General features: G+C 63.5%; 19 protein-coding genes. 5 read left to right on the top strand and 14 right to left on the bottom strand.

Annotated elements, in window-relative coordinates; genetic code table 11:
• Positions 1–58: 58 nt before the first annotated feature.
• Positions 59–1,369, bottom strand: coding sequence for an MFS transporter (locus tag AC07OV_RS03415; protein ID WP_176996047.1), 1,311 nt, complete (start codon positions 1,367–1,369; stop codon positions 59–61).
• A gap of 159 nt (positions 1,370–1,528) precedes the next feature.
• On the opposite strand from AC07OV_RS03415, the gene AC07OV_RS03410 reads away from it, so the two are divergent.
• The 3 genes from AC07OV_RS03410 (at position 1,529) to AC07OV_RS03400 (ending at position 4,434) form a co-directional block, all read left to right on the top strand.
• Complete coding sequence (locus AC07OV_RS03410; protein ID WP_494995827.1) at positions 1,529–2,629, top strand: sugar diacid recognition domain-containing protein; 1,101 nt, start codon at positions 1,529–1,531, stop codon at positions 2,627–2,629.
• Between the two features lie 97 nt (positions 2,630–2,726).
• Positions 2,727–3,872: a glycerate kinase gene (locus AC07OV_RS03405; protein WP_495091547.1), complete on the top strand. Its 1,146-nt coding sequence runs from the start codon at positions 2,727–2,729 to the stop codon at positions 3,870–3,872.
• A 49-nt stretch (positions 3,873–3,921) separates the two neighbouring features.
• Positions 3,922–4,434: a GNAT family N-acetyltransferase gene (locus AC07OV_RS03400; RefSeq protein ID WP_495091546.1), complete on the top strand. Its 513-nt coding sequence runs from the start codon at positions 3,922–3,924 to the stop codon at positions 4,432–4,434.
• Here AC07OV_RS03400 and AC07OV_RS03395 read toward each other — a convergent pair.
• Positions 4,431–5,123, bottom strand: coding sequence for an aspartate/glutamate racemase family protein (locus AC07OV_RS03395; protein ID WP_495091545.1), 693 nt, complete (start codon positions 5,121–5,123; stop codon positions 4,431–4,433). The genes AC07OV_RS03400 and AC07OV_RS03395 overlap by 4 nt on opposite strands.
• 208 nt (positions 5,124–5,331) lie before the next feature.
• Here AC07OV_RS03395 and AC07OV_RS03390 point away from each other — a divergent pair, with 208 nt between their 5' ends.
• A complete protein-coding gene (locus AC07OV_RS03390) occupies positions 5,332–5,826 on the top strand; it encodes a hypothetical protein (RefSeq protein ID WP_494995823.1) in 495 nt (164 codons plus the stop codon).
• Between the two features lie 263 nt (positions 5,827–6,089).
• Here the strand turns inward: AC07OV_RS03390 and AC07OV_RS03385 are convergent, their stop codons facing one another.
• Positions 6,090–8,300, bottom strand: coding sequence for a tetratricopeptide repeat protein (locus AC07OV_RS03385; RefSeq protein ID WP_494995822.1), 2,211 nt, complete (start codon positions 8,298–8,300; stop codon positions 6,090–6,092).
• A 174-nt stretch (positions 8,301–8,474) separates the two neighbouring features.
• Between AC07OV_RS03385 and AC07OV_RS03380 the strand changes: the two genes are divergently transcribed.
• On the top strand, positions 8,475–9,146 hold the full coding sequence (locus AC07OV_RS03380; protein WP_259171419.1) for a DUF3313 domain-containing protein: 672 nt from the start codon (positions 8,475–8,477) through the stop codon (positions 9,144–9,146).
• A gap of 3 nt (positions 9,147–9,149) precedes the next feature.
• On the opposite strand, the gene AC07OV_RS03375 is transcribed toward AC07OV_RS03380, so the two are convergent.
• The 11 genes from AC07OV_RS03375 to AC07OV_RS03325 all read right to left on the bottom strand — a co-directional run bounded on the left by AC07OV_RS03375 (position 9,150) and on the right by AC07OV_RS03325 (position 22,891).
• Positions 9,150–10,133, bottom strand: coding sequence for a DUF3829 domain-containing protein (locus tag AC07OV_RS03375; RefSeq protein ID WP_495091544.1), 984 nt, complete (start codon positions 10,131–10,133; stop codon positions 9,150–9,152).
• On the bottom strand, positions 10,130–11,743 hold the full coding sequence (locus tag AC07OV_RS03370) for a J domain-containing protein (RefSeq protein WP_495091543.1): 1,614 nt from the start codon (positions 11,741–11,743) through the stop codon (positions 10,130–10,132). The genes AC07OV_RS03375 and AC07OV_RS03370 overlap by 4 nt, the downstream gene beginning before the upstream one ends.
• 43 nt (positions 11,744–11,786) lie before the next feature.
• The gene (locus AC07OV_RS03365) at positions 11,787–14,279 is read right to left on the bottom strand and encodes a fused MFS/spermidine synthase (RefSeq protein ID WP_495091542.1); all 2,493 of its coding nucleotides are present in this window, start codon (positions 14,277–14,279) and stop codon (positions 11,787–11,789) included.
• Positions 14,280–14,394: 115 nt separating this feature from the next.
• Positions 14,395–15,981 carry an arylsulfatase gene (locus tag AC07OV_RS03360; RefSeq protein ID WP_176996058.1) on the bottom strand — a complete coding sequence of 529 codons (1,587 nt, stop codon included), beginning with the start codon at positions 15,979–15,981 and terminating at the stop codon, positions 14,395–14,397.
• A 75-nt stretch (positions 15,982–16,056) separates the two neighbouring features.
• On the bottom strand, positions 16,057–17,058 hold the full coding sequence (locus tag AC07OV_RS03355) for an HAD family hydrolase (RefSeq protein ID WP_176996059.1): 1,002 nt from the start codon (positions 17,056–17,058) through the stop codon (positions 16,057–16,059).
• Complete coding sequence (locus AC07OV_RS03350; protein ID WP_495091541.1) at positions 17,055–18,104, bottom strand: hypothetical protein; 1,050 nt, start codon at positions 18,102–18,104, stop codon at positions 17,055–17,057. The genes AC07OV_RS03355 and AC07OV_RS03350 overlap by 4 nt, the downstream gene beginning before the upstream one ends.
• On the bottom strand, positions 18,101–19,567 hold the full coding sequence (locus AC07OV_RS03345) for a vWA domain-containing protein (protein ID WP_495091540.1): 1,467 nt from the start codon (positions 19,565–19,567) through the stop codon (positions 18,101–18,103). Before AC07OV_RS03345 ends, AC07OV_RS03350 begins: the two co-directional genes overlap by 4 nt.
• A complete protein-coding gene (locus tag AC07OV_RS03340) occupies positions 19,554–20,549 on the bottom strand; it encodes a vWA domain-containing protein (protein ID WP_495091539.1) in 996 nt (331 codons plus the stop codon). Before AC07OV_RS03340 ends, AC07OV_RS03345 begins: the two co-directional genes overlap by 14 nt.
• On the bottom strand, positions 20,536–21,000 hold the full coding sequence (locus AC07OV_RS03335; RefSeq protein ID WP_494995814.1) for a DUF4381 domain-containing protein: 465 nt from the start codon (positions 20,998–21,000) through the stop codon (positions 20,536–20,538). The genes AC07OV_RS03340 and AC07OV_RS03335 overlap by 14 nt, the downstream gene beginning before the upstream one ends.
• Positions 20,997–21,920, bottom strand: coding sequence for a DUF58 domain-containing protein (locus AC07OV_RS03330; protein ID WP_176996064.1), 924 nt, complete (start codon positions 21,918–21,920; stop codon positions 20,997–20,999). Before AC07OV_RS03330 ends, AC07OV_RS03335 begins: the two co-directional genes overlap by 4 nt.
• Positions 21,917–22,891: an AAA family ATPase gene (locus tag AC07OV_RS03325; RefSeq protein WP_176996065.1), complete on the bottom strand. Its 975-nt coding sequence runs from the start codon at positions 22,889–22,891 to the stop codon at positions 21,917–21,919. The genes AC07OV_RS03330 and AC07OV_RS03325 overlap by 4 nt, the downstream gene beginning before the upstream one ends.
• Between the last annotated feature and the right edge of the window lie 6 nt (positions 22,892–22,897).

The raw sequence follows: 22,897 nt of genomic DNA, 5'->3' as shown, positions 1-22,897 counted from the left end.
CCCCCCCCCCCCCCCCCCCCCCCCCCCCCCCCCCCCCCGGGCTCCTACATGGGGGTCGTCAGGCCTTCAGGGTACGGGTCATGCGCAGCGCCAATACGCTGCCGGCCACGATCACCGCCGCCAGCAGGTACAACGCCACATCCGTGGAGCCGGTTGCATCCTTCACAAACCCCACAATGTAAGGGCTGAGGAAACCGGCCATCTGGCCCATGGAGTTGATCAACGCCAAGCCACCGGCCGCTGCGCCGGCACTGAGCATCGCGGTCGGCACCGGCCAGAACATCGGCAGCCCGGTGAGGGCGCCCATGGTGGCGATGGTCAAGCCCAGGATCGCAATCGCCGGGGTGGTAGCGAAATTCACCGCGATCACCAGGCCAATCGCGCCCATCAGCATCGGCACCACCAGGTGCCAGCGACGCTCCTTGCGCAAGTCTGCCGAACGGCCCACCAGCAGCATGAACACTGCGGCCAACAGATAAGGAATCGCGCTGAGCCAGCCAATCACCAGGTTATCGCTGAACCCCAGGTTCTTGATGATCGACGGCAGCCAGAAGTTGATCGCGTACACGCCGCTCTGGATGCAGAAGTAGATCAAGCCAAATGCCCAGATCGCCGGGTTCTTGAACACTTCGGCGAGGGAATCGGTGGTGGTTTTCGGCTTGTTGGCCAGGTCAGTCGCCTGGTCGGCTTCCAGCACCGCGCGTTCATGGGGCGTGAGCCACTTGGCGTTGGCGAAGCTGTCGCTGAGCAGGAAGTAGGCGAGGGCGCCCAGGGCCACGGTCGGGATGCCTTGCAGCAGGAACATCCATTGCCAGCCCGCCAAGCCACCTTGGCCTGCAGCGAAATGGTTGAGGATCCAGCCAGAGAACGGGCTGCCGAGCAGGCCCGACACCGGGATCGCCGACATGAACAGCGCCATGATCCGCCCACGGCGGAAGGTCGGGAACCACTGCGAGAGGTACAGCACCACGCCCGGGAAGAAGCCGGCTTCGGCGGCACCGGTAAACAGGCGCAAGGTGTAGAAGTGCGTCGGCGTGGTGACGAACAAGAGGCAGGTGGACAGCGTGCCCCACACGATCATCATCAGCGCGATCCAGCGCCGTGGGCCAAACTTGGTCAGCGCCAGGTTGCTCGGCACGCCGCACAGCACGTAGCCGATGAAGAAGATCCCGGCACCCAGGCCGTACACGGTTTCGCTGAACTTCAACGCATCGAGCATCTGCAGCTTGGCAAATCCAACGTTCACCCGGTCGAGGTAGTTGAACAGGTAGCAGATAAAAATGAAGGGGATCAGGCGCAGGGTAATGCGCTTGTAGATGGCGTTTTTATCGTCATCGGTGGCCAGTGTGGCAGCGGCGCTCTGTGACATGGCAGTCTCTCTTTATTATGATTTTTCGCGATGCGAGGGTAACGTTGATCGCCCGATGAGTCTCGGCCACCTTGCACGGTGCTGTCTTTGTGCTCGCGCACAGTGAAGCATGTTTTGCGCTGTGCCTATGAACAACCCGCTTTCAAGGAATTTAGCCCCATGTTCGAGCTGGATCATGACCTGGCGCAGGATATTGTCGATCGCACCATGGCCATCCTGCCCTACAACGTCAACGTCATGGACAGTCAGGGGCTGATTCTCGGCAGCGGTGAGCCCGAACGCATCAACACCCGCCACGAAGGCGCGCAGCTGGTGCTCGCCAACGGCCGCGTGGTGGAAATAGACGGTCAGACCGCCAAGCACCTCAAGGGCGTGCAACCGGGCATCAACCTGCCGCTGCTGCATGACGGACGCCTGATCGGCGTGCTTGGCATCACCGGTGAGCCCGAACTGCTGCGCACCTACGCCGAGCTGGTACGCATGACCGCCGAAATGCTGGTGAGCCATCGTCATCAACAGGCCGAGCAACAGTGGCGGCGCCAGCGTTGCGATGACCTGCTGGCGTTGCTGCTGGCCGAAACCGGCGACTCGCCGCGCCTGGTGGATGAAGCGCAGCAACTGGGCCTCAAGCCACAATTGGCGCGCACACCGTACTTGTTTGAGCTGGGCGCGGGCCAGTCGGCGGAAGCCCTGAGCGCGTGGCTTACCAGTCGTTACCCGGACAGCTGGTGCGTCAGTTCCGCACAGTTTTCCCTGCTGTGGTGCCGGCCGGCGGCGGTGCAGGTGGACAACCCACGGCTACTGGAAAAGCTCCAAGGGCTGGGCTGGAATATCCTGCGCGTGGCGGTGGGTGGCCAGGCCGACGGGCTGGCCGGCTTGCGCCGTTGCTATCGTCGCGTCGGTGACTTGTTGGCCTATGGTCGTGATGTGTTGCCGCATTCGCAGTTACTGACGCTCAACCGTTTTCGCTTGCCGGTCATGCTCTGGCGCCATCGCAACGACGATGCCCTGGACGAGTTGCTCAACCCACTGCGCAAAGTGCTGGCCAAGGACAGCAACGGCCAACTGCTCGCCACGTTACGCAGTTGGTGCGAGCACGACGGCCAGAGCCAGGCTTGCGCTGACGCCCTGGGCATCCATCGCAACAGCCTGCGTTACCGCATGGAGCGCATTGCCGAACTCAGTGGCGTCGACCCGCTGACCCTGGACGGCATGCTCGCCCTGTACCTCGGCGTGCAACTGCTGCCCCAGGCTTTGTAGAAATGAACAACAAAGCTGACCGGCACTTGTGCATCGGACCGGCGTCATTCCCCCAGGCAACTGGCAGCATGGGCGCTATAAAAACCGGAGAAAGCCCATGAAAATCATCATCGCCCCCGACTCGTTCAAGGACAGCCTGAGTGCCGAAGGCGTCGCCCAGGCCATTGCCCAAGGGTTGACCGAGGTCTGGCCGGACGCTGAACTGGTCCAATGCCCAATGGCGGACGGTGGTGAAGGCACGGTTGAATCGGTGCTCGCCGCATGTAACGGCGAACTGCGTAGCCAACGCGTCACCGGCCCCTTGGGCGGTTCAGTTGAAGCCCGCTGGGGCTGGTTGGCCGACAGCCACACCGCAATCATCGAGATGGCCGAAGCCAGCGGCTTGCAATTGGTCCCGCCGGGGCAGCGCGATGCCTGTTCCAGCAGCACCTACGGCACCGGCGAACTGATCCGCGCGGCCCTCGACCTTGGCGCCGAGCGCATCATCCTGGCGATTGGCGGCAGTGCGACCAACGATGGTGGAGCGGGGGCCCTGCAAGCGCTTGGCGTGCAACTGTTCGATGCACAGGATCAGCCGTTGCCCCCGGGTGGGCTGGCCTTGGCTCACCTGGTGCGGATCAGCCTTGAAGATCTCGACCCACGCCTGGCCCAGGTCCGTTTTGAAATCGCTGCCGACGTGAACAACCCCTTGTGCGGCCCCCATGGCGCTTCCGCTATTTTCGGCCCGCAGAAAGGCGCTAGCCCTGAACAGGTCAAGCAACTCGACGCCGCCCTCGGCCACTTCGCCGACCATTGCGCCAAGGTCCTGCCCAAGGATGTGCGTGAAGAACCCGGCAGTGGTGCTGCCGGAGGCCTTGGTTTTGCGGCCAAAGCATTCCTCGCGGCGCAGTTCCGTGCCGGTGTCGAGGTGGTTGCCGAACTGGTCGGCCTGGACGCCGCCGTATGCGGCGCCGACCTGGTCATCACCGGCGAAGGTCGCTTCGACGCCCAGACCCTGCGCGGTAAAACCCCGTTTGGCGTAGCGCGTATTGCCAGGCAGCACGGCGTGCCCGTGATCGTGATCGCCGGTACCCTGGGTGACGGCTACGAGCAGATGTATGCCCATGGCGTGGATGCGGCTGTTGCCTTGCCGTCTGGCCCGATGAGCCTGGAACAGGCGTGCAGCGAAGCACCGCGCCTGTTGCGTGAGCGCGCGGCGGATATCGCGCGGGTGTGGCGTGTGGCTGTGTTGCGCGCTCGATAGACGCGCCCCTACACTGGCCCGCCACGTGTCTTTCAAAGGATGAAACACAATGCACGCACCTGAACCCCACATCGTCATCCAGCGTTTTACCGAGGCCCATCTTGAAGGCGTCGCTGCGCTTTATAACGACCCGGCCGTGTGCCGTCAGGTGCTGCAGATGCCTTTCCAGGCCGTGGAGATGTGGCGCAAGCGCTTGGTGATGGACAACGAGCGGCGGCTACAACTGGTGGCGGTGCATGGCGGTGAAGTGATCGGCCAGTTGGGCCTGGAGCAGTACCTGCGGGTGCGCCAGAGCCATGTCGGTTCGTTCGGCATGGGCGTGGCGACGGCCTGGCAGGGCAAGGGCGTGGGTTCGCGCTTGCTGGCGGCCGCGCTGGACGTGGCCGACAACTGGATGAACCTGCACCGCGTGGAGTTGACGGTGTTTGCCGACAACGAGGCCGCGCAAAGCCTGTACCGCAAGTTCGGCTTTGAAGTCGAAGGCCGGCTGCGCGACTACGCGGTGCGTGATGGCAAGTATGTCGACACCGTGAGCATGGCGCGCCTGCGCCGGCCGGTTTAATCCTCCAGAGCAAACGCCACCGCAGCCTGCGCATGCAGCTCGGTGGTGTCCAGCAGCGGCAGGTCGCTGTGTTCCGGCTTGATCAGCAAGCCGATTTCCGTGCACCCCAGGATGATCGCCTGGGCGCCACGTGCGGCGAGGGACTCGATCACGCGTTGATAGACTTGGCGCGACGCGTCACTGATCACGCCCACACACAATTCCTCGTAGATGATCCGGTGTACCGCCTGGCGTTCGTCCGCCTCGGGCACCAGCACGGTCAGGCCCTGGGCGGCCAGGCGGGATTTAAGAAAGTCCTGCTCCATAGTGAACGCCGTGCCCAGCAAACCAACCGTCAGCGTGCCCGCTTCGACGGCCGCCGCACCCGCCGCATCGGCAATGTGCAGGAACGGAATCGACACCGCTGCCTCGATACGTGGCGCCACCAAATGCATGGTGTTGGTACACAGCACCACACACTCTGCGCCCCCGGCTTGCAGGCGCCGGGCGGCGTCTTCGAGGATCAGCGCGGTGTCGTCCCAGCGGCCAGCGTGCTGCGCCTGTTCCACCGGGCCGAAGTCCACGCTGTACATCAACAGCTGCGCCGAACGCAGCGGCCCCAGTTGGTCGCGCACGCGCTGATTGATGATGCGGTAATACTCGGCGCTGGACTCCCAGCTCATGCCGCCGATAAGGCCGATGGTGCGCATGCGATGCTCCTGACATGGAATGTCGCCTCACCTTACCCATTGGCCACGGATTAGTCATACGCAGTTGCCGAGCAAATGAACGGAGCAGTTCCTTCCTCCAGGCACCCTCTGTTCGGTGTTGTGCACTTGCACAGCGTTAACCGCACGCAGCACCCGCGTATCTGCCATGATCGACACTCGCAACCTGGCTCACCGGAGGACATTCGCAATGGACGACGTACAGCAACTGGGCGAGATGCTTCGTCATTACGCCGAGAGCGAAGCGCACAAAAAGCAGCAATTCGACGTGCAGTCGGCCCGTTGGGCGCAAAAGCTCAACGAGTTGTTCGGGCAGATCGAGCACTGGCTGGCGCCGGTCAAGACGGTGGGCTTGCTCGAAGTGCAGCGTGAAGCCTATGTGGCCAGTGGCCCGAGCGTGCCGGTGGAAGCCTCGATCTTCAAGACCGAGAAGCTGAATGTACAGATCACCGGAAAAACCGTGGAGTTCGTGCCGGATGTGATGGGCGCGGGTGGGTTGATTACGGTGGCGGTGATCGGTCTCACCGCCGCGCGCCACGGCAGCGTCTCGCTGGTACTGCCGGCGGATAAAAATGATTGGCTCTGGAAGAAAACCAACGGCCTCAAAGACCCGGACACCTTCGCCTTCGACGCCAACTTCCTCGCCGCCCAGCTCCAGAGCCTGATCCCGCGGGAACGTATTTAAGGCAACGGTTGCCATCGCCGGCAAGCCAGCTCCCACAGGTGACCGAGTACACCCGCTGACCTGTCCTCACTGTAGGAGCCGGCTTGCCGGCGATAGCGATCCATCAGCCAGCAGAGTTGCAGCTGACCCACCGCCATCGCTGGCAAGCCAGCTCCTACAGTAGATCTTCGTCGTTACGCAGCCCCCTGTGGGAGCAAGCTGTCGAGCTTTAGCGAGGCTGCGAAGACGGAGGTATTGGCGTTAAAGAGTGTTCAGACAAGCGCTTATTTCAGTGCCGGGTCGCCTGGGTTGAGGTTTTTCCAGGCTTGCATCACGACCTGGGCCTTGGGCTCCTGGCCGTTTTCCAGGTAGTACTGGATCAGTGACAGTCGTGCGTTACGGCTGTACGGCTGGCGCTGCAACAGCGACTCCAATTGTTGGCAGGCCTCATCAACCTTTCCACTGTCGTGCAACGCCACCGCCAGTACGTAGGCGTACTGGGCGTTCGCCGGGTCGAGGCGAGCGGCGTTGCGCAGGTGCGGCATCGCTTGGGCAGTGTCTCCTGCGCGGATCAACATCAACCCCTGGGTGTGTTGCAGCAGCGGTGCCTCAGGGTGCAGGACCAACTGATCGCCGATCAACGTGCGCGCCTCGTCCGCACGGCCATTGGCCTCCAGCCACTGAATCAGCGTTACCAATGCCGGGAAAAAGTCCGGATCACGCAGCAAGGCCGTGCGCAGTTGCGCCTCGACCTTGTCGCCACGGCCGCTGGCCTGGTAGAGCATCGCCAGGTTGAGGTTCGCTTCGGCACGCTCCAGCAGGCTCAATTGCACTTGTTCGTATTCGGCGATGGCGCTGTCCCACGCCGGCCCCAAGCCCTGGCTGGAGACACTCAATAAATCCCGCGCAGCAATGATGCGCACGGCGCGCACCGGGTCCTTGAGCAATGGCGTATACAGCGCAACCCGCTCTGGCGGCGGCAGCAACGCACTCACCGCACGCACGGCACTTTCGCGCACGTGTGGGGCAGGGTGACCCAGGTCCCGGGTGGCCAGCTTGAGCGCCTGCTCGCTGGGATAGTTGGGCAACTCCACCAGCAAGGTCGCTCGCTGGATGGCCGGCAGGTTGCTGCGTGCCAATTGGTCATACAGCGCTTGTGCCGCCCCCGGTTGGCCGCCGCGAATCAACAGCATGCTCTCGGCATAAGTAGGCGCCTTCAACGCGTCCCGTGCGCCGGCGGGGATGCTGAAACTATGGTCATGGCGCAAGTCATTGCCCATGTACACCTTGCCCGGCATATGGCAGTCGACACAGAACGAACCCGGCTGGCCCACCGGTTTGCCGGTGTGTTCGGGAGCATCGTAATTTTTGGCCTGCAGCCCACGCCCGTCCACCGTAGTAAACGGGGTTTTGCCGGCGCTGTTGTGACACTGTAAGCACACCGCATTGCCCGGCGCCTTGAGTTCGTTGCTGTGGGGGTTGTGGCAGTTGCTGCAGCGCACGCCTTTTTCGGCCATTTTGCTTTGGGCGAAGGAGCCATGTTCAAACACTTCGTCCTTGATCTTGCCGTCCAAGGCATACAGCTCGCGGGTCAGCACGCTGGGCAGGTAGTCATCCATCAAACGCTTGCCGACGGTAAACCCGTCACCCAACGGTGCGCGCCGGGCATGGCAGCGCGCGCAGGTTTCCAGCTCGACGGTGGCGTCCTTATCGTTGAGGTCCACGGCAAACCCGGCGTGCAGCAGGTCGCCTTTTTTAGCCGCCCATTGCAGGTGGTTGGAGGCCGGGCCATGGCAGGCCTGGCAGCCCACACCGAGGCTGTTCCATTGGCTGTTGAAGCTGTTTTTTACCGGATCGAAGTTGCGGGTGTAGCCGGTGGTGTGGCATTCGACGCACATGAAATTGGCGTTCTGGTTGGGCTTGCTCCAATGCAGCGGGTTCTTGAAGGTCACGCCTTGGCCTGGGTAGAGGTGAAACCAGCGATTTTTTTGCGTATCCCAGGCCACGCCCAGCGCCTGCAAGCGACCATCGCCCACGTCGATCAGGTATTGCTGTAGCGGCGCGATGCCAAAGGTGTAGGCCACCTTGAAGTCAGCAGGCTTGCCGTCGCTGCCGGGCGTATTGACCCAGAACGCATCGTCCCGGCGAAAGAACCGCGTGGTTTCACCCTCGCCGGTAAACGTGGCGTCATTGAAGTCGGCCGGCACCGTCTGTGGCGTGGCCTGCTGCATCGCCAACTGGTGGTGGGAGCCTTGCCAATCCTTGACCTGAGCCTGGTGACAGCCCTGGCATTGCTGTTCATCCACCATCGTCGCCGGTGCGATGGCCACCGGTTTTATCGCCACCACGGGCGCGGGCAGCCGAGGCGCGCTCGCCTGCAGGTAAAACCAGATCCCGGCCATGGCCAACAGCAACAACACAATCAGAATGGGGTACAGGTAACGACGGGGTGATTCACGGCGGGGTGCAGCTTTTTTGGTTTTGGGCGCTGGCATTCCGACTTCCGTTGTCTTGATGCAGGGACGCTCTACGGCGTGCTTTAAGCTCCGTGCAGCTTTGACGCTGGGGGCGGGTCTGTCAAACGCCGGGCAGGAAATAACGGCTATTTCCCCAGAGTTGGCTATACCTACAGCTCAGTGTTTCAGTGATGACTGCCAGGGAGTTCAATGATGAAACTAAGGCTAATGATCAGCACGCTGTGCCTCGCTTCAATTGGAATGACAGGCTGCGCCAGCAAAGTCACACAACCGGAGGAGTACTCCGGCTTTCTCTCGGACTACAGCCAACTCAAGCAAGCCAAGTCGCCTTCGGGCGCGGATGTGATGCGCTGGGTGGACCCCAAGCTGGACCTGAGCCGCTACACCGCGGTGTATGTCGAGCCGACCCAGTTCTACCCCAAGCCCCAGGCCACCGCGAAGATCCCTGAGAGCACCCTTAACGGTATCAACACCTACTACAACCAGGCGCTCAAGCGTGAGCTGGAAAAATCCCTGCCGCTGGCCAATGCGCCGGGCCCGGGTGTGATCGTCGTGCGGGCGGCAATCACCGCCGTGAGCAGCAAGACCGAAGCGCTCGCGCCCTATGAGTACATTCCGGTAGCGCTGGTCGTCGCGGCCGCGAGTACCGCCACCGGCCACCGCGACCAGGAAACCACCCTGGGCACCGAGGCGCAGTTCCTCGACGGTGCCAGCGGCAAGGTGATCGCCCAAGTGGTGCGCAAAGGTACCGGCAAGCCGCTGTCCAACGACGCGCAGGTGATGAAGGCCGACGATGTGAAGGGCGTTATCGATGGCTGGGCGTCAGACCTGCATCAGTCCTACGTGAAACTGAAAAAACACTAAGCCTCAAAACGCGTTGCGTGCCGGCCGGTTGTAATAGCTGAGCAGGGCGTCGTAGCGGCGGGTGACGAGGTAATAGTCGTCACTCAGTTGCTGCGGCGCGGCATGGTGCAGCCAGTCCTGGTGCAACGTGCCCAGCGCGGCCAGGTAGGCATCGGCGGCCGGGGTGATCGTGTACCAGAGGTGGCGCGCCTCCTCATCCAGGTGCTCGTTGGGGTGGGTGCGCAGGTAGGCTTTGCCAGCGTCGGCAGCCTGTTGCAAGGCCGCTGCCTGGCTGGCGACGGCCTGGGGTGTCAGGCGTGTGTCGCGCATCCCTTGCTCAAGCGTGTTCACAGCCTGGCGCGCGACGATCATGTAGTTGAGCACGTGCCAATGCAGATCGCGGCCGAAGCGCGACTCCAGCAGCGCCAATTGCGCCGGGCGTATGTTCAGGTCCTGCTCTTCCAGCTGTTGACGCAGTTGGGTGGAAACCCTCAGGTAGTCGTCGCCTTCTTGCACCAGCTCCTGCCTCAACGATTCTGTGACGGGCAGCACCACGGCTTGCCGGCCGCTCAGCGAGAGCCGTTCGGCCTGGGTCGGCGTGACCCGGTCGGCCACGGACGTGAACCTGTGCAGCCTGTACGCATACTCCGAGGCCAGGCCGACCAATTGGCTCCCGGGCTGTTGGCGCTCCAGCTTCAGGGTGTACAGCTGGGAGCAGACAGCCGCCTGGATAACGCGCGGTTCAGGCTCGCTGCTGTCGCCAAACTGATCGTGGTCCGGCGCTTCGGGTTCTGTTGAACGCATGCGGTAAAAGGCCAGGCGCGTGTCGCGGTCGATGCGGTTCGCGCAATCGATGATCGGCGCCAGGGCGCTCGCTGCTGCGGTATGGGGGCTGTCACGTTGGTCCAGCCAGAACTGAATCCGCTGCAGGGGTTTGGTGGCGCCGGCCAGGCCGAGCAAGGCCAGGCCCAGGATCAGGCCGATGGGTAACAACCATTTGGGGTTCATTGCGCGGCCTCCTGGCCATACCACTGTTTCTGGGTGGCAGGCGCCTGGCACTCGGCATCGCTGCGCGGCATGCGGCTGCACAGGCGCTCGGTCCACTGTTGCAGGCCCTGGTTACGCACGACCCGGTGGCCGTTGTCGAGCAACACCAAGCCCGCGTAGAGCGCAATCACACCGACCACGCCGAGGGCCGCACCCAGCAGGGCCCAGCGCGGGTGGCTTGCGGTCCAGGGCGTGTGACGGTTCATGCCGGGGCGCTTGATTACGCCGATCAGTGCCAAGGCCGCGATCAGCGTCACGCTGGCCAGCGGGCCGAATAGGTAGCCGAGGGCTGCCACCAGGACCAGACCGGGCACCAGGTCACGTACCGGCAGCAGCGGTAGGTGGGTAGGGCTGAACCCGCCGGGCAGGCGCTGGCTGAACGCTTCGTCCTGCACACGGTAGTGATGGGCGAGGGGGCGCCAGCCTTGCCAGGCCAGCCCGGCGCCGACCACGAAGGCCAGCGACCACAAGAGCCCGTGGCCCAGCGTCGGCACCACATTGCCGGCCAGGAACTCGGCTTTCTCCAGCACGCCCACCAGGCAGCTCACGACCAGCGCGACGACCCAGGGCCAGGTGTCCATGGCCTTGTCCCAGTCTTGCCAGAAATACACGGTGCCGCCGGGCATGGCTTCAGCGACGACCACGTGGTCGGCATAGATGTCTGCGCTGAGGCTTTGGCAGGCCTTCCAGTCGTCTTCGTTCAAGCGCTGGGCGAAAGCCCGACGCTGGCCCAGGCTCATCGGCGCCAGCAGTAAACGTGCCGCGCGTTGCTGAGGGCTGTAGGGCGGTTCAGCGGCCAATGCCCGCTGGCGTGCGAGGAAGGCTGGCCCTTGCTGGCGCTTCAACAGCAGCGTCCAATCGCTGGCAGGGCAGTTGTGGTCGGCACCGCCGTGCCAGCCTTGGCCGGCACAGACGGCATCGAACACGGCACTGGACCAGAAATGGCTCTGGGCAAGCAGCTTGGCCAGCCATTCGTTGAACCACTCGCCGTGGGGATGATTGTGCACCCACGGGTATTCATCGCGCGCGGCATAGGCGACAAGGAACGCCGCTTCATCTTTTTGCTCAAGGGCCACACGCAACGGTTGCTGCAAGGCGACGCGCTGCTGGCGTTCGAGCCGCTCGATCAGCTCGGCTGGCAGTTCGAGGCGTTGCCAGGCCGTGAGCCAGTTGAAAGCCTGGAACGCCCAGCGGGCGTCTTCGGCGCTGAGTTCGCCGTCAACGCAGCGATGCAACAGGTGGATTTCGAAAAACAACGCCGTGCCGTTGGCCATTGCCGCTTGATAGCGTTGTTCCAGGGTTTCCTCCACGTGTTCGGTGACGACCTCAACGGCTTCACCCACGTGCGCGATGACCACCTCTGCGGTTTCCCCCACATGCTCGATGACCACCTCAACAGTTTCCCGCTGCTCCTGACTCCACCGCAGAGCCTGCTCGTAGGCTTCGCGCAGGCGCTGGAACCCCTCGGGATCATCGTCCGGCCGGGTTTTCTTCAGCAGCGCAGCGTATTGGCGCTTGATCGCGCGGCTGTCGGCGTCAGGCGTGAGGCCCAGGATATTCCAGCAGGTCATGTGCGGCGCAACTCCCTAAACAATCGCGCGCACATTACCTGTTTTAGGGGCTGATAAACCAGCGGTAGTAGGGGTTGGCACTGTCTTGTTGCAGCACGTCACGAATATCCCGGCCCCAGGCGTCGCGGTCACCGTCGTAGGCATGCAGGCTGGCGCGGTAGAACTGCATCAAGCGTTGTTGTTCAGCGGCCAGGGTGCGGGCAAAAGACGCCTCTGCGTTGATCAGCGGCGCCGGTACACGCAGGTCCAGCAGGGCCGGCAATACCCGGGTGATTTCCTTGCTGCGCACCCATGGGGCGTATTCGATGCGCGGCCTGTCGTCGGTGACCGGCAGCGCATCTGCGGCAAACCGCTCCAGGCCCTGGCGGTCAGTGACCCAGGTGGCGAGCAGTGTGGCCGCCGAATCGATGCCGACCTCAGCCAACGCCGAACGCACCTGGGGCTGTTCAAAGCGCTGGCGAATACGCTCGGCGTCCAGCGCCATAGGCTCCAGGGAGCCCACTAGCAACATCTCGTGGAACTCGCTGGTCCATAGCGAGGCGTGGGGGAATACATTGAGGAAACTGCGTACCAACGCGCGGGAGTCATCGATGTTTTGCGTGGGCAGCGGCAGCCACTGAGCCAGCAGCCCATGTTTTTCCAGCCGTGTTGCAGCCAACGCATAGAAGTCCTGGGAATACAGGTTGACCACCCCTGCAGCAGACGGCGGCGGTGGTTCCAGGGTGATCAGGTCATAGCGCTGGGCATTGCGCAGCAGTTCCTGGCGGCCATCGCGCAGGCGCAGGTCGATGGCCGGGTCCTGGGCAGCATTGAAGTTGCCCTTGAACAGCGACGCAGCCTGCACCACCGACGGCAGCAACTCAGCCACCACCCGATGCTCCAGCCCCGGGTAACGCAACAGCGCACCCGCTGTGATCCCGGTGCCAAAGCCAATCACCAGCGCCGACTTGGGCTCGGCATTGTGGATCAGCAATGGCAGCAACGCCTGGACGCGCATGTAGCGCAACGACGGCATCGCATCACCGGTATTGGAAACACCCTGGATATACAGACGCTGAAAAGCCCGCGCCCCTTGACCCTGGGTGACCACGGCCACCGTCGCGCCGCGACCTTCCTGGTAAAACGCCAGGCTGGCATTGCGTGCGCCGGGCAGCAACTTGGCCAGGCGATCGACTGGCGTCAGCAGCGCTACCGCCAACGACAGCAGCCCGAGCGCGACCACTGCCTGGCGCCGCGACTTCTTCACCCCGTGGCCCCGGCGCACCGCCAAATAGCCCACGCCACCAGCAACCACCGCCAGCAGGCCGAGGGTACGCACCAGGCCCAACCAGGGAATCAGCACAAACCCGCAAAGCATTACCCCGACGATCCCGCCCAGTGTGTTGAATGCCACCACCGCGCCGACATCCCGGCCGACATGGCGATTACCCACGCTCAAGCGCAACGCCAACGGAAATGCCGCCCCCAGCAGCAAGGTCGGAACTAACACAATGCACAGTGCCGCCACGGCGAACCGTGCACTCATGCCCGGCAACTCACTGCCCCCCAAGCTCAGCACCAACGCTTCAGCCTGGGTTTGCAGCAGAATCAGCCAGCGCCCCAGCACCGCGATTTCCAACAGCGCCACCAAGCCGGCGCCCGCAATCAGCAGGCCAAACACCCCCCAGGGATCGCGAATGCGCTCAACCCGCTGTGACATCAATTGGCTGCCGATAAACAAGCCGGTCAGATAGGTGGCCAGCACCACGGCGAACGCGTAGGTGCGCGTGCTCATGAACTGCACGATGGACTGCGACCACACCACTTCATAACCGAGGGCGACCCCCCCCGCGATGGCATACAGCACCAGCGCCAGGCGGGCCGGTTGAACGCTGCGCGCAGGGGCGACAACGACGGGAGCGTGATGACGCACAGACAACAACGCGCCGGTCGCTGCGACCAGGTTCAACGTCGCCGCCACCACCGCGCTGCCACGCACGCCGAACTGCGCGATCAACACAAACGCCGTGAGCAGGGTGCCGGCAATAGCCCCTGCGGTGTTGGCCGCGTACAAACGGCCACCGGCCTGGCTCAGGCCCTTGGCATTGATATCCAGTGCACGCACCAGTACCGGCAGCGTGCCTCCCATCAACAGCGCAGGCAGGCCCACCAACGCAAAAGGCAGCGCCCAGGCCGCAAGGCCGATGCGGTGTTCCAACCAGGCAAACGGCTCGGCCGCCATACCCAGCGCCACGGTGGCGCCCACGCCGAACGCGGCGACCAATAATTCCAGGGCGGCATACAACAGCAGCGGCCGCGAAAAGCGGTCTGCCAGCCGTCCAAACAACACACCACCCAGGGCCAGCCCGGCAAAAAACGCGCTGATGCCCGTGGTGATCGCATACACCTCCACGCCCACCACCAGCGACAGTTGCTTGATCCACAGCACCTGATAGACCAGCGCCGCGCCACCTGAGACAAACAGGAGCAGGGCAGGGATCAGGGTCGAGGTGGCATTGCCGATTTCAACAGGCTTGCTGGCGGTGCGAGAGGTCATTACAAAATTCCAGAACGTACAAAGAACCCCTGTAGGAGCCGGCTTGCCGGCGATAGCGGTGTGTCAGGGTAAATCGCTATCGCCGGCAAGCCGGCTCCTACACAGGGTGTTTGAATCAGGACGCCGGGACGGCCTTCATCTTCTCTTCAATCTTCTTGTCCACCGCCCCACGGATCTGGTCGATGCTGAAGCTCGCCGGTTTCTGGCTGGGTGGGTACTCGATAAAGGTCTGGAGGAACTTCGCGGATTTGGTCACGGCAACCGCCACGAGGTAGACGTTTTTGGTACTCCAGTCGTAATACTGGTCAGAGACCACGTCCGCCCGTTCATAAGGGTCCATGCGCAGGTTGAAGATCTTCGGCACCCGCAGGCACACGAAGGGCTCGCTCCACACGGCAAAACCACCCGGAGCACGCTGCTCGCAGTACACGGCTTTCCAATTGCCGAAGCGCGCCGACACCAGCACACCGTCATCGTTGAAGTAGTAAAACTCGTCACGAGCGCCCTTAGGTTGCTGGCCTGTCAGGTAGGGCAACTGGTTGAAGCCATCCAGGTGCACCTTGAAGCTCTGCCCGCCGGATGTCGGGGCCCAGCCCTTGAGCAGCTTGTCCTTGACGTCGGCGTCACCCGCTGCCGCCAACAGGGTCGGGAACCAGTCCATGCCCGAGAACATTTCGTTGGAGACCTCGGCCGGCTTGATCTTGCCCGGCCAGCGGATCATCGCCGGCACGCGATAGGCGCCTTCCCAGTTGGAGTTCTTCTCGTTACGGAACGGTGTCGTCGCCGCGTCCGGCCAGGAGAACTGGTTCGGCCCGTTATCGGTGGTGTAGACCACGATGGTGTTGTCGGCGATTTTCAGGTCGTCGAGGGTCTGCAGCAGTTTGCCCACATCGCCGTCGTGTTCCAGCATGCCGTCGGCGTACTCGTTGCCGGGCATGCCGCTCTGGCCCTTCATCGAGTCACGTACATGGGTGAACAGGTGCATGCGCGTGGTATTCATCCACACGAAGAACGGCTTGTTGGCCTCGGCCTGTTTCTTGATAAAGGCTTGGGCCGCCGCAGTGGTTTCGTCGTCGATGGTCTCCATGCGCTTGGTGGTCAAGGCGCCGGTGTCCTCGATCTTGCCGTCCGCGAAGCTGTGGATGACACCGCGGGGTGAGTTGGCCTTGACGAACTCGGGGTCGTCCTTGGGCCAGTAGGGGCGTTCGGGTTCCTCTTCGGCATTGAGGTGATAGAGGTTGCCGAAGAACTCGTCGAAACCGTGATTGGTCGGCAGGTATTCGTCTTTATCACCCAGGTGATTCTTGCCGAACTGCCCGGTGGCATAACCCAGAGACTTCAGCGCCTGGGCAATGGTGATGTCGCGCTTTTGCAGGCCGACCGAGGCCCCTGGCGCACCGACCTTCGACAGGCCCGTGCGCAACGGCGTCTGGCCGGTGATGAAGGACGAACGCCCAGCCGTGCAGCTGTTCTCCGCGTAGTAGTCGGTGAACATCATGCCTTCTTTGGCGATCCGGTCGATATTGGGCGTCTTGTAGCCCACCACGCCCATGGAATAGGCGCTGATGTTGGTTTGCCCGATGTCATCGCCGAATATCACCAGGATATTCGGCTTCTCGGCGGCCAGGGCGGATGCCGAGGCGCCTATTACCGACACCGCCACCAGGGCGAGTTTCGGCAGCCACTTACGTATGCGAGTCATAAGACTTGCTCCTTTTAGGGCTTGAGTCGCATTGCCTGCGACCAACGTTTTTGTACAGTCCGTCGTGACGTTTTGTTATTGCACCTTTGCTTGCACAGCGGGCTCGAAGGGGTAGATACGGCGCCAGTCGCTCGCCATGTCCACCACGATCCAGCCGTTTGCCCTGGCCAGGTCCAACGCCTTGTCGAGGCGCCCCACCTGAGAGTTTCGGTCATAGGCCCACTCGCGCTGGGCGTCGGTGTGGTGCACCAGGCCCATCAAGCGCTTGCCACTGCCAGCGGCGGTCCACTGCAGCATTTGCAGGTCGCCGTCGGAGTTGCCGAAGGCCAGCAGGGGCCGCCGGCCGATAATCGCGTCGATGCTTTCCGGCTTGCCCGGGCCATCGTCGTTGTGCGCCAGCTTGGCGGTGCGCAGGATCTGGGGTTTGCCGTCCTTGAGCTGGTACTGGGTGACAAAGTTGGTGCCGATCACCTGTTCCGGTGGTACGCCATACACCACCTCGGCAAAGGCGCGCATGAAGGCCGTGTCGCCGCCCGAGACGATGTAGGTCTTGAATTGCTGGCTGCGCAGGTAGTCGAGCATTTCCAGCATCGGCTGGTAGATCATCTGGTCGAAGGGCTTGCCCGTCTTGGGGTGGCGCGCCTGCTTCAGCCAGGCTTTCGCGTTGTCGATGAAGGCTTCGGTGCTGATGCCGGTGTGGGTGGCGCCGATGATCTTCAGCAAGCCCTGCATGCCCGTGGCCGCGAGGGCCTGGTGGTCGCCTTCGAGTACCGCCTGGAATGGCTGGGTGGTTTTCCACTCGGGGTGCTGGGGCGCCATGCGCTTGATTTCATCGAAGGCGAACAACACCTCGAAATAGGCCGGTTGTTCGGTCCACAGGGTGCCGTCATTGTCGAAGACGGCGATGCGTTCGGCGGGTTTGACATAGTCCCTGGAGCCTTCGACGGTGACCGCCTGCACGAAGTCGACAATCTGTTTTTTGCTGGGGCCATCGTTCCATGACGGCAGTGGATCAGCGGCCAGGGCCGGCAGGCTGAGGAGAAAAAGCAGGGGCAGGGCAGAACGCAGCGACGTCATGGGAAGTCCTTTTCGTGACGAGGGTTCAGTGGAACCAAGCGTAGTTGACGACACACCCAGCGCAATGTTGTGCACACGTTTCGCCACAGTGGCGGCAGGCGTGGCCACAGCGCATGGAGCAGGTAACCGGCAAGAATCAGCATGGTCACCGCGGCAATCCAGGCAAACAGGTGCCGCGAGACTGACCAGCGGCTGTGCTGCCCGAGGGCCTTGAGGTCGTCGGCAATGGAGAAGGTGGGCGTGTAGACGCTGCCCGCCTGGGCCTCGAACGTGAGGGCGGGCAACTGGGCGGTTTGCTCGCGCCGGTTGCGGCTGTCCCACCATTTCACACTGACCGATGGCAAGGTGTAATGACCCCCTTGCTCGACGCGATACACCAGCCGATCGATGCGCTGGCCACCGGTGATTACGCCGCGACCGTCGTCCAGGTTGCTGATGCTCGGCGCTTGCGGGTACAACCGCAGGCCCTGGATGGGCGCGGAGGCGGGCGGTGGCAGGGAAAGTCCCGGCGTGTCGTCGGCTTGCAGCGTGAAGGTGCGGGTCAGGCTGTCGCCTACCTTGAGGTCGGTGGCTGACAGCGTCTGGCTCAGGCGCAGGCCACTGGCGACCAGCACCGGCTCCCCGGGGGCGAACCCCGGTGGTTGGGTGGCGGTGAACGACAGCGGCGTGCTCTGGGCACTCAAGGGCGCAGTGGCCTGGCCCGGCTGGGCGCTGACGGTCAGTGCCGGCACCGTGAATGCCTGGGCGACATTCGGCGTGATGCGGTAGCGGTAGCGCATGCCGTAGAACATCTGCCCGCCAATCTCTTGGGTGGTGTGTTCAGCTTCGCCACCCGGGGGCTGTACCCGTGCACCGGCCAGTCTCAGCACCGGCAGGCTGGCGCCGGAGGTAAACCAGGTGTCGGTGAGCACATCCACCTGCACTTGCAGTTGTTCACCCACTACCACCGCAGCGCCGGGCAGCAGGTGTGCCTGCACCTTGAGCTGCGGCTCGGCCGCCCACAACGGCCCGGAAAGCAACAACAGCACGCCGCAGTAGCGGTTCATCGCTTCGCCTCCTGATCCTGCAGGCTGAATTTGCGCCGCAGGAAGTTGGCCGGTGAGGTCGTCAGGTTCTGCAACCAGAGGGCATCGTTGTTGGCTTGTTCGGTCTGGATCGCCTTGCTTTGGCCCTTGCCCGGTGCCATGTCGAACTTGATCTCATCGGGCTTGACCTCGGGGGTGTTGTTCGCTGCGCTCTCAGTGTCCTTTTTCAGCGCAATGGCCAGGGCCAGGTTGGCGCTGGCCTCGGGAAACGTCGGTTGCAGCTGCAATGCACGCTGATAGGCCACGATGGCGTCGTCGAACTTGAAGCGGCGCACATGGATATTGCCCAGGTAGAACGCCGCCTGTGCGGTGTCGAGGGTGGTGAAGGTGGTTTCGGCCAACGCGTAGTCAGCCGCGTTATAGGCGGCAATGCCTTTCCAGTACGGGTCCTGGAACAGGGAGGCCGCCTCGGGGTAATGATGATGCTCGAACGCCCAGCGGCCTTGCTGGTCGGGGGTGAGGAACGGGTTGGCTTCGGCGTGCAGCGGTTGCAGCAACAGGCCGAGCAGTACCGTCGCCACCCAGTTCAGGCTCCAGCCGCGCCGCAGGCTCAGCAGCGCCACCACCAACAGCGGCCAGCACAGCCAGTAACCGGCGTCCTTCCACTGCAACAGGCGCTGTTGCTCATCGGCATTTTGGAAGTGCTGCTGGGCGTGCAGCTCGATCCAGTCCAGATCGTCGTCATTGAGGGTCAGGCTGCCCAGTGGCGCGTCGGTGGCCGAGGCCAGTTGCTTGAGGGCGGGATTGCTGCCCAGTGCCAGCACCAGCACTTGCAGCGGGCTGTCGGCCAGGTGTTGCTTGAGGCTTGGCAATTGCGTGCTGTCGGCGCCATCGGTGACCAGCAACAACGTGCCGGGCGACTGTGCCAACAACCGCTTGGCCTGGTCGATGACGCCGGCGACATCCTTGCCGGCTGTGCTGATCAAGTCGGTGCCAAGCGCCTGGATGAAGGTGTCGAGCAGCGCCGGGTCATCGGTCGGCGGCAACACCAGATGGGCACTGCCGGCATACACCAGCAGCGCAGTGCGCGCCCCTTTGCGCCCCTGTACCAGGTCCTGGAGCTTGTGCTTGGCGGCGGTCAGGCGGGTCGGTGGCACATCGGCGGTGTCCATGGACGGCGACAGGTCCACGGCGATGATCAACGGCGCGCGGTTTTCCAGGAAATCCGGACGGTCCTGCTCCCACGTCGGCCCTGCAGCGGCGACTGCGCCGAGCATCAACAGCACGCTCGCCAGGTGCACCGGGCGTAGACGGTGCGAATCCGTCGGGGTGAGCAACAAATGCGGCAGCAGGTGTGGGGCGATATTGCCACGCAGACGACGTTGCAGGTCGCGGCTGCGTTGCCAGGCCAGTGGCAATAAAGCCCCCAGTAAGGCCAGCAATAGCCACGCGGGGCGCAGGAAGTGGAAGTCACTGAAGTCCATCGGCGACCTCCCGTTTGATCCGGTGGGGCCATAACGCCGCCAACAGGTGGTACAGCGCAAACAGCCCAAGCGCCGCGCACAGCGGCCACCAGAACAGGTCGCGCTTGGGTTGGTGGCTCAAGGTCTTCACTTGATGCGGGGTGATCTGGTCGAGCGTTGTATACACCTGGTTCAGGCTGTCGCGGTCTTCGGCACGGAAATAGCGGCCGCCGGTGGCGCTGGCGATATCTTGCAATGCGCTGAGGTTGACCTTGGCTTCGCCGCTGGCCTGCGGGTCGCCAATGCCGATGGTATGGATGACCACGCCCTTGGCGGCCGCCATGTCGGCGGCATGGTCGGGGGTGATGGCGCTGCTGGTGTCGTTGCCATCGGTGAGCAGAATCAGCACTTTCTCGGGTTCATGGGCCTGGTCCAGCAGCTTGAGCCCCAGGCCGATGGCATCGCCAATGGCGGTGTTCGGCCCGGCCATGCCGATACCGCTGTCATCCAGCAGCAGCGACAGGCTGCTGTGATCAAGGGTCAACGGCGCCTGGGGGTAGGCGCCGCTGCCAAACAGAATCAGGCCGATGCGATCGTCTTTGCGGCGCGCGATAAAGTCATGGACCACCTGTTTGACGGCGGCGAGACGGTCGATCTTGTGCCCGGTTGCGTCGGTAAAGTCCTGGGTTTGCATGGACTGGGAGATATCGATGGCGAGCATCAGGTCGCGCACCGGCTGCTGGCGTTCGATGGGTTTTTCCACCCACACCGGGCGGGCAACCGCCAGCACCAGCAGTACCCAGACCATCAGGTTGAGCACGAGCTGGCTGCGATTATTACGCCCGCCACTCGCAGCGGGCGCGCCACCGACGGCCTGGCTCATGCCGGTGAAAAACGGCACCCGCACGGCGCTGCGAGCTTCGAGGTAGGCAGGCAGATACCGGTACGCCAGCCAGGGCAGCGGCAGCAGTAGCAACAGCCACGGGTTATCAAGCTGCCACATGGTGCTGCTCCACCCAGGCTTTGCACTGGGCCAGTAGTTGCGTGTGTTGGGCGTTGGGCAAGGACGCGGCGTAAGCCAGCTCAGCCAGTTGCTGGCTCAAGTCCTCGGGGATCGGTGCGCCTGCGTGGCGCTGCAAAAACGCTTGCCAATCAGCCCCCGTCAACGTCGGGATGGAGGCGTGTTCCTGCGCCGGGAGTGGCATCGACAGCGCCACACGCTTGAGCAGTTCGGGCAATTCACGCAGGTCGGTCAGCGCGTCCAGGCGTGCCACGGCCTCACGTCGATAGGCATCGCGGCGCCAGTGCAGCCAGTTGCGTACCACCAGCACCAGCAGAGCCAGCACCACCAGGCCAAGGACTACCGCCCACCCCCAGGTTTGCGGCCAGTAACTGACGGGCGCGGGCAAGCCCAACTCCTGCAGTTGTTCGATGCTCGGCACAGGGGTACTCACTGGCGTCTACCCAGTTCGCTGCGCAGTTGGTCGGCAGCTGGCAGGGCGGTGCTGATCATCAGCAACGGCACCTGGCTGCGGCGCAGCAGGGTCGCGACGTCCTTGATCCGCCCGCCCAGATAGTCCCCCAAGGGCTGGCGAACCTGGCGTTTGTTCACGGCCAGCTCCACTTGCAACTGGCCCTGGGTGACCATCAGTTGCCCGCTGTCGGGCACGTTGAGGGCCAGGGGGTCGTACACCTGCAACGCCACCACGTCGTTATGCGTTGACAGTTCGCGCAGCAGTTGCAGGGTGCGCGGGCCGGCACCGGCGAAGTCACTGACCAGGCAGATCAAATGATCATGCCCGGCTACTGCGCGACACTGCTGCAGCACGCGGTCAAGCTGGCTGTCGCCTTCGTGGTCAGGGCAGGTGGCGTTCAGTTCGCCGTTTTGCTGGGCGATACGACTGCACAAGGCTTCAACGCGTTTGCGACTGCGCAGCGGTGCCACGCTGTCGATGCGCGTGTCATTGAACACCAGGCCGCCGACCCGATCCCCGGCGTTGAACACCATCCACGCGGCGAGGGCGCCCAGTTCGGCGGCAACCGCCGATTTGAAGCTGCGCACCGAGCCAAAAAACATCGACATGCGTTGGTCCACCACGATCAAGGCCGGGCGGTCGCGTTCTTCGGTGAAGGTGCGCACCACCGGTTTGCCGGTGCGCAACGAGGCGCGCCAATCCAGGTGGCGCAGGTCATCGCCGGGCTGGTAGCGCCGCAGTTCGTCGAAATTCAGCCCACGCCCGCGCAGCCTTGAGGCGTGGTTGCCGGCCAGGACGCTGCCCTGGGGTTGGCGCGCAACAAAACTCAAGTCCCGCGCCTGGAACTGCAAGGCCATCAGCTGCGCCAGGCTGATGTAGACGAAGCCGTCGGCGTTCATGCCGGGATCGCCACTGTGCTGAGCAGGCGGTCGAGCACCTGGTCGGCCGTCACGCCGTCTGCCACCGCGTCATAGCTTAATTGCAGGCGGTGGCGCAGCACCGGGTGCACCACCGCCTGCACGTTGTCCGGGGTCACGAAGGTTTGGCCTCGCAACCAGGCGTCCGCCCGCGCACAGCGATCCAGCCCGATGCCGCCCCGTGGGCTGGCACCCAGGCTGATCCAGCGGGCCAGGTCGGGATCGTAGTCGGCGGGGTGGCGCGTGGCGTTGATCAGGTCGATCAGGTAGCGGTCGATGGCCGGCGACACCTGGATCGCGCTGACCTCCTTGCGGGCGGCAAAGATCACCTCCTGTTGAAGGGTAAAGCCCTGAGTCGCCTGGGCGGCGTCGGCCTGTTCTTCCTCGCGTAACAGCCGCAGTACCTGGCTTTCGTTGTCGGCACTGGGGTAATCCAGCAGCACCTTCATCACGAAGCGGTCCATCTGCGCTTCCGGAAGTGGGTAGGTGCCTTCCTGCTCGATGGGGTTTTGTGTGGCCACCACGATAAACAACGCAGGCAGCGGATGGCTGGCCCCGGCGACGGTGATTTGCCGTTCTTCCATGGCCTCCAGCAATGCGGCCTGAACCTTGGCCGGTGCCCGGTTGATCTCATCGGCCAGGATCAAGTTGCCGAACAGCGGGCCGGGCTGGAAGCGGATCTGGTTCTGGCCGTCGACCTGGTGCAGCACTTCGGCGCCGGTGATGTCCGAGGGCAACAGGTCGGGGGTGAACTGGATGCGGCTCATCTTCGCCTCCAGGTGCCGCGCCAGGGCCTTGACCGTGCGGGTCTTGGCCAGTCCCGGCAAGCTTTCCAGCAACAGGTGACCATTGGCCAGGAGGCCCAGCAGGATCTGGCGGATCACCTGGTCCTGGCCGAGTACGCTTTCAGCCATGCTGGCCTGCAGGGCATTCACATCGTTGAGTGCTGTCATACCAAT

The organism is Pseudomonas sp. GW821-FHT09A09, assembly GCF_059418405.1.
This window is presented reverse-complemented; position numbering and strand designations above follow the sequence as displayed.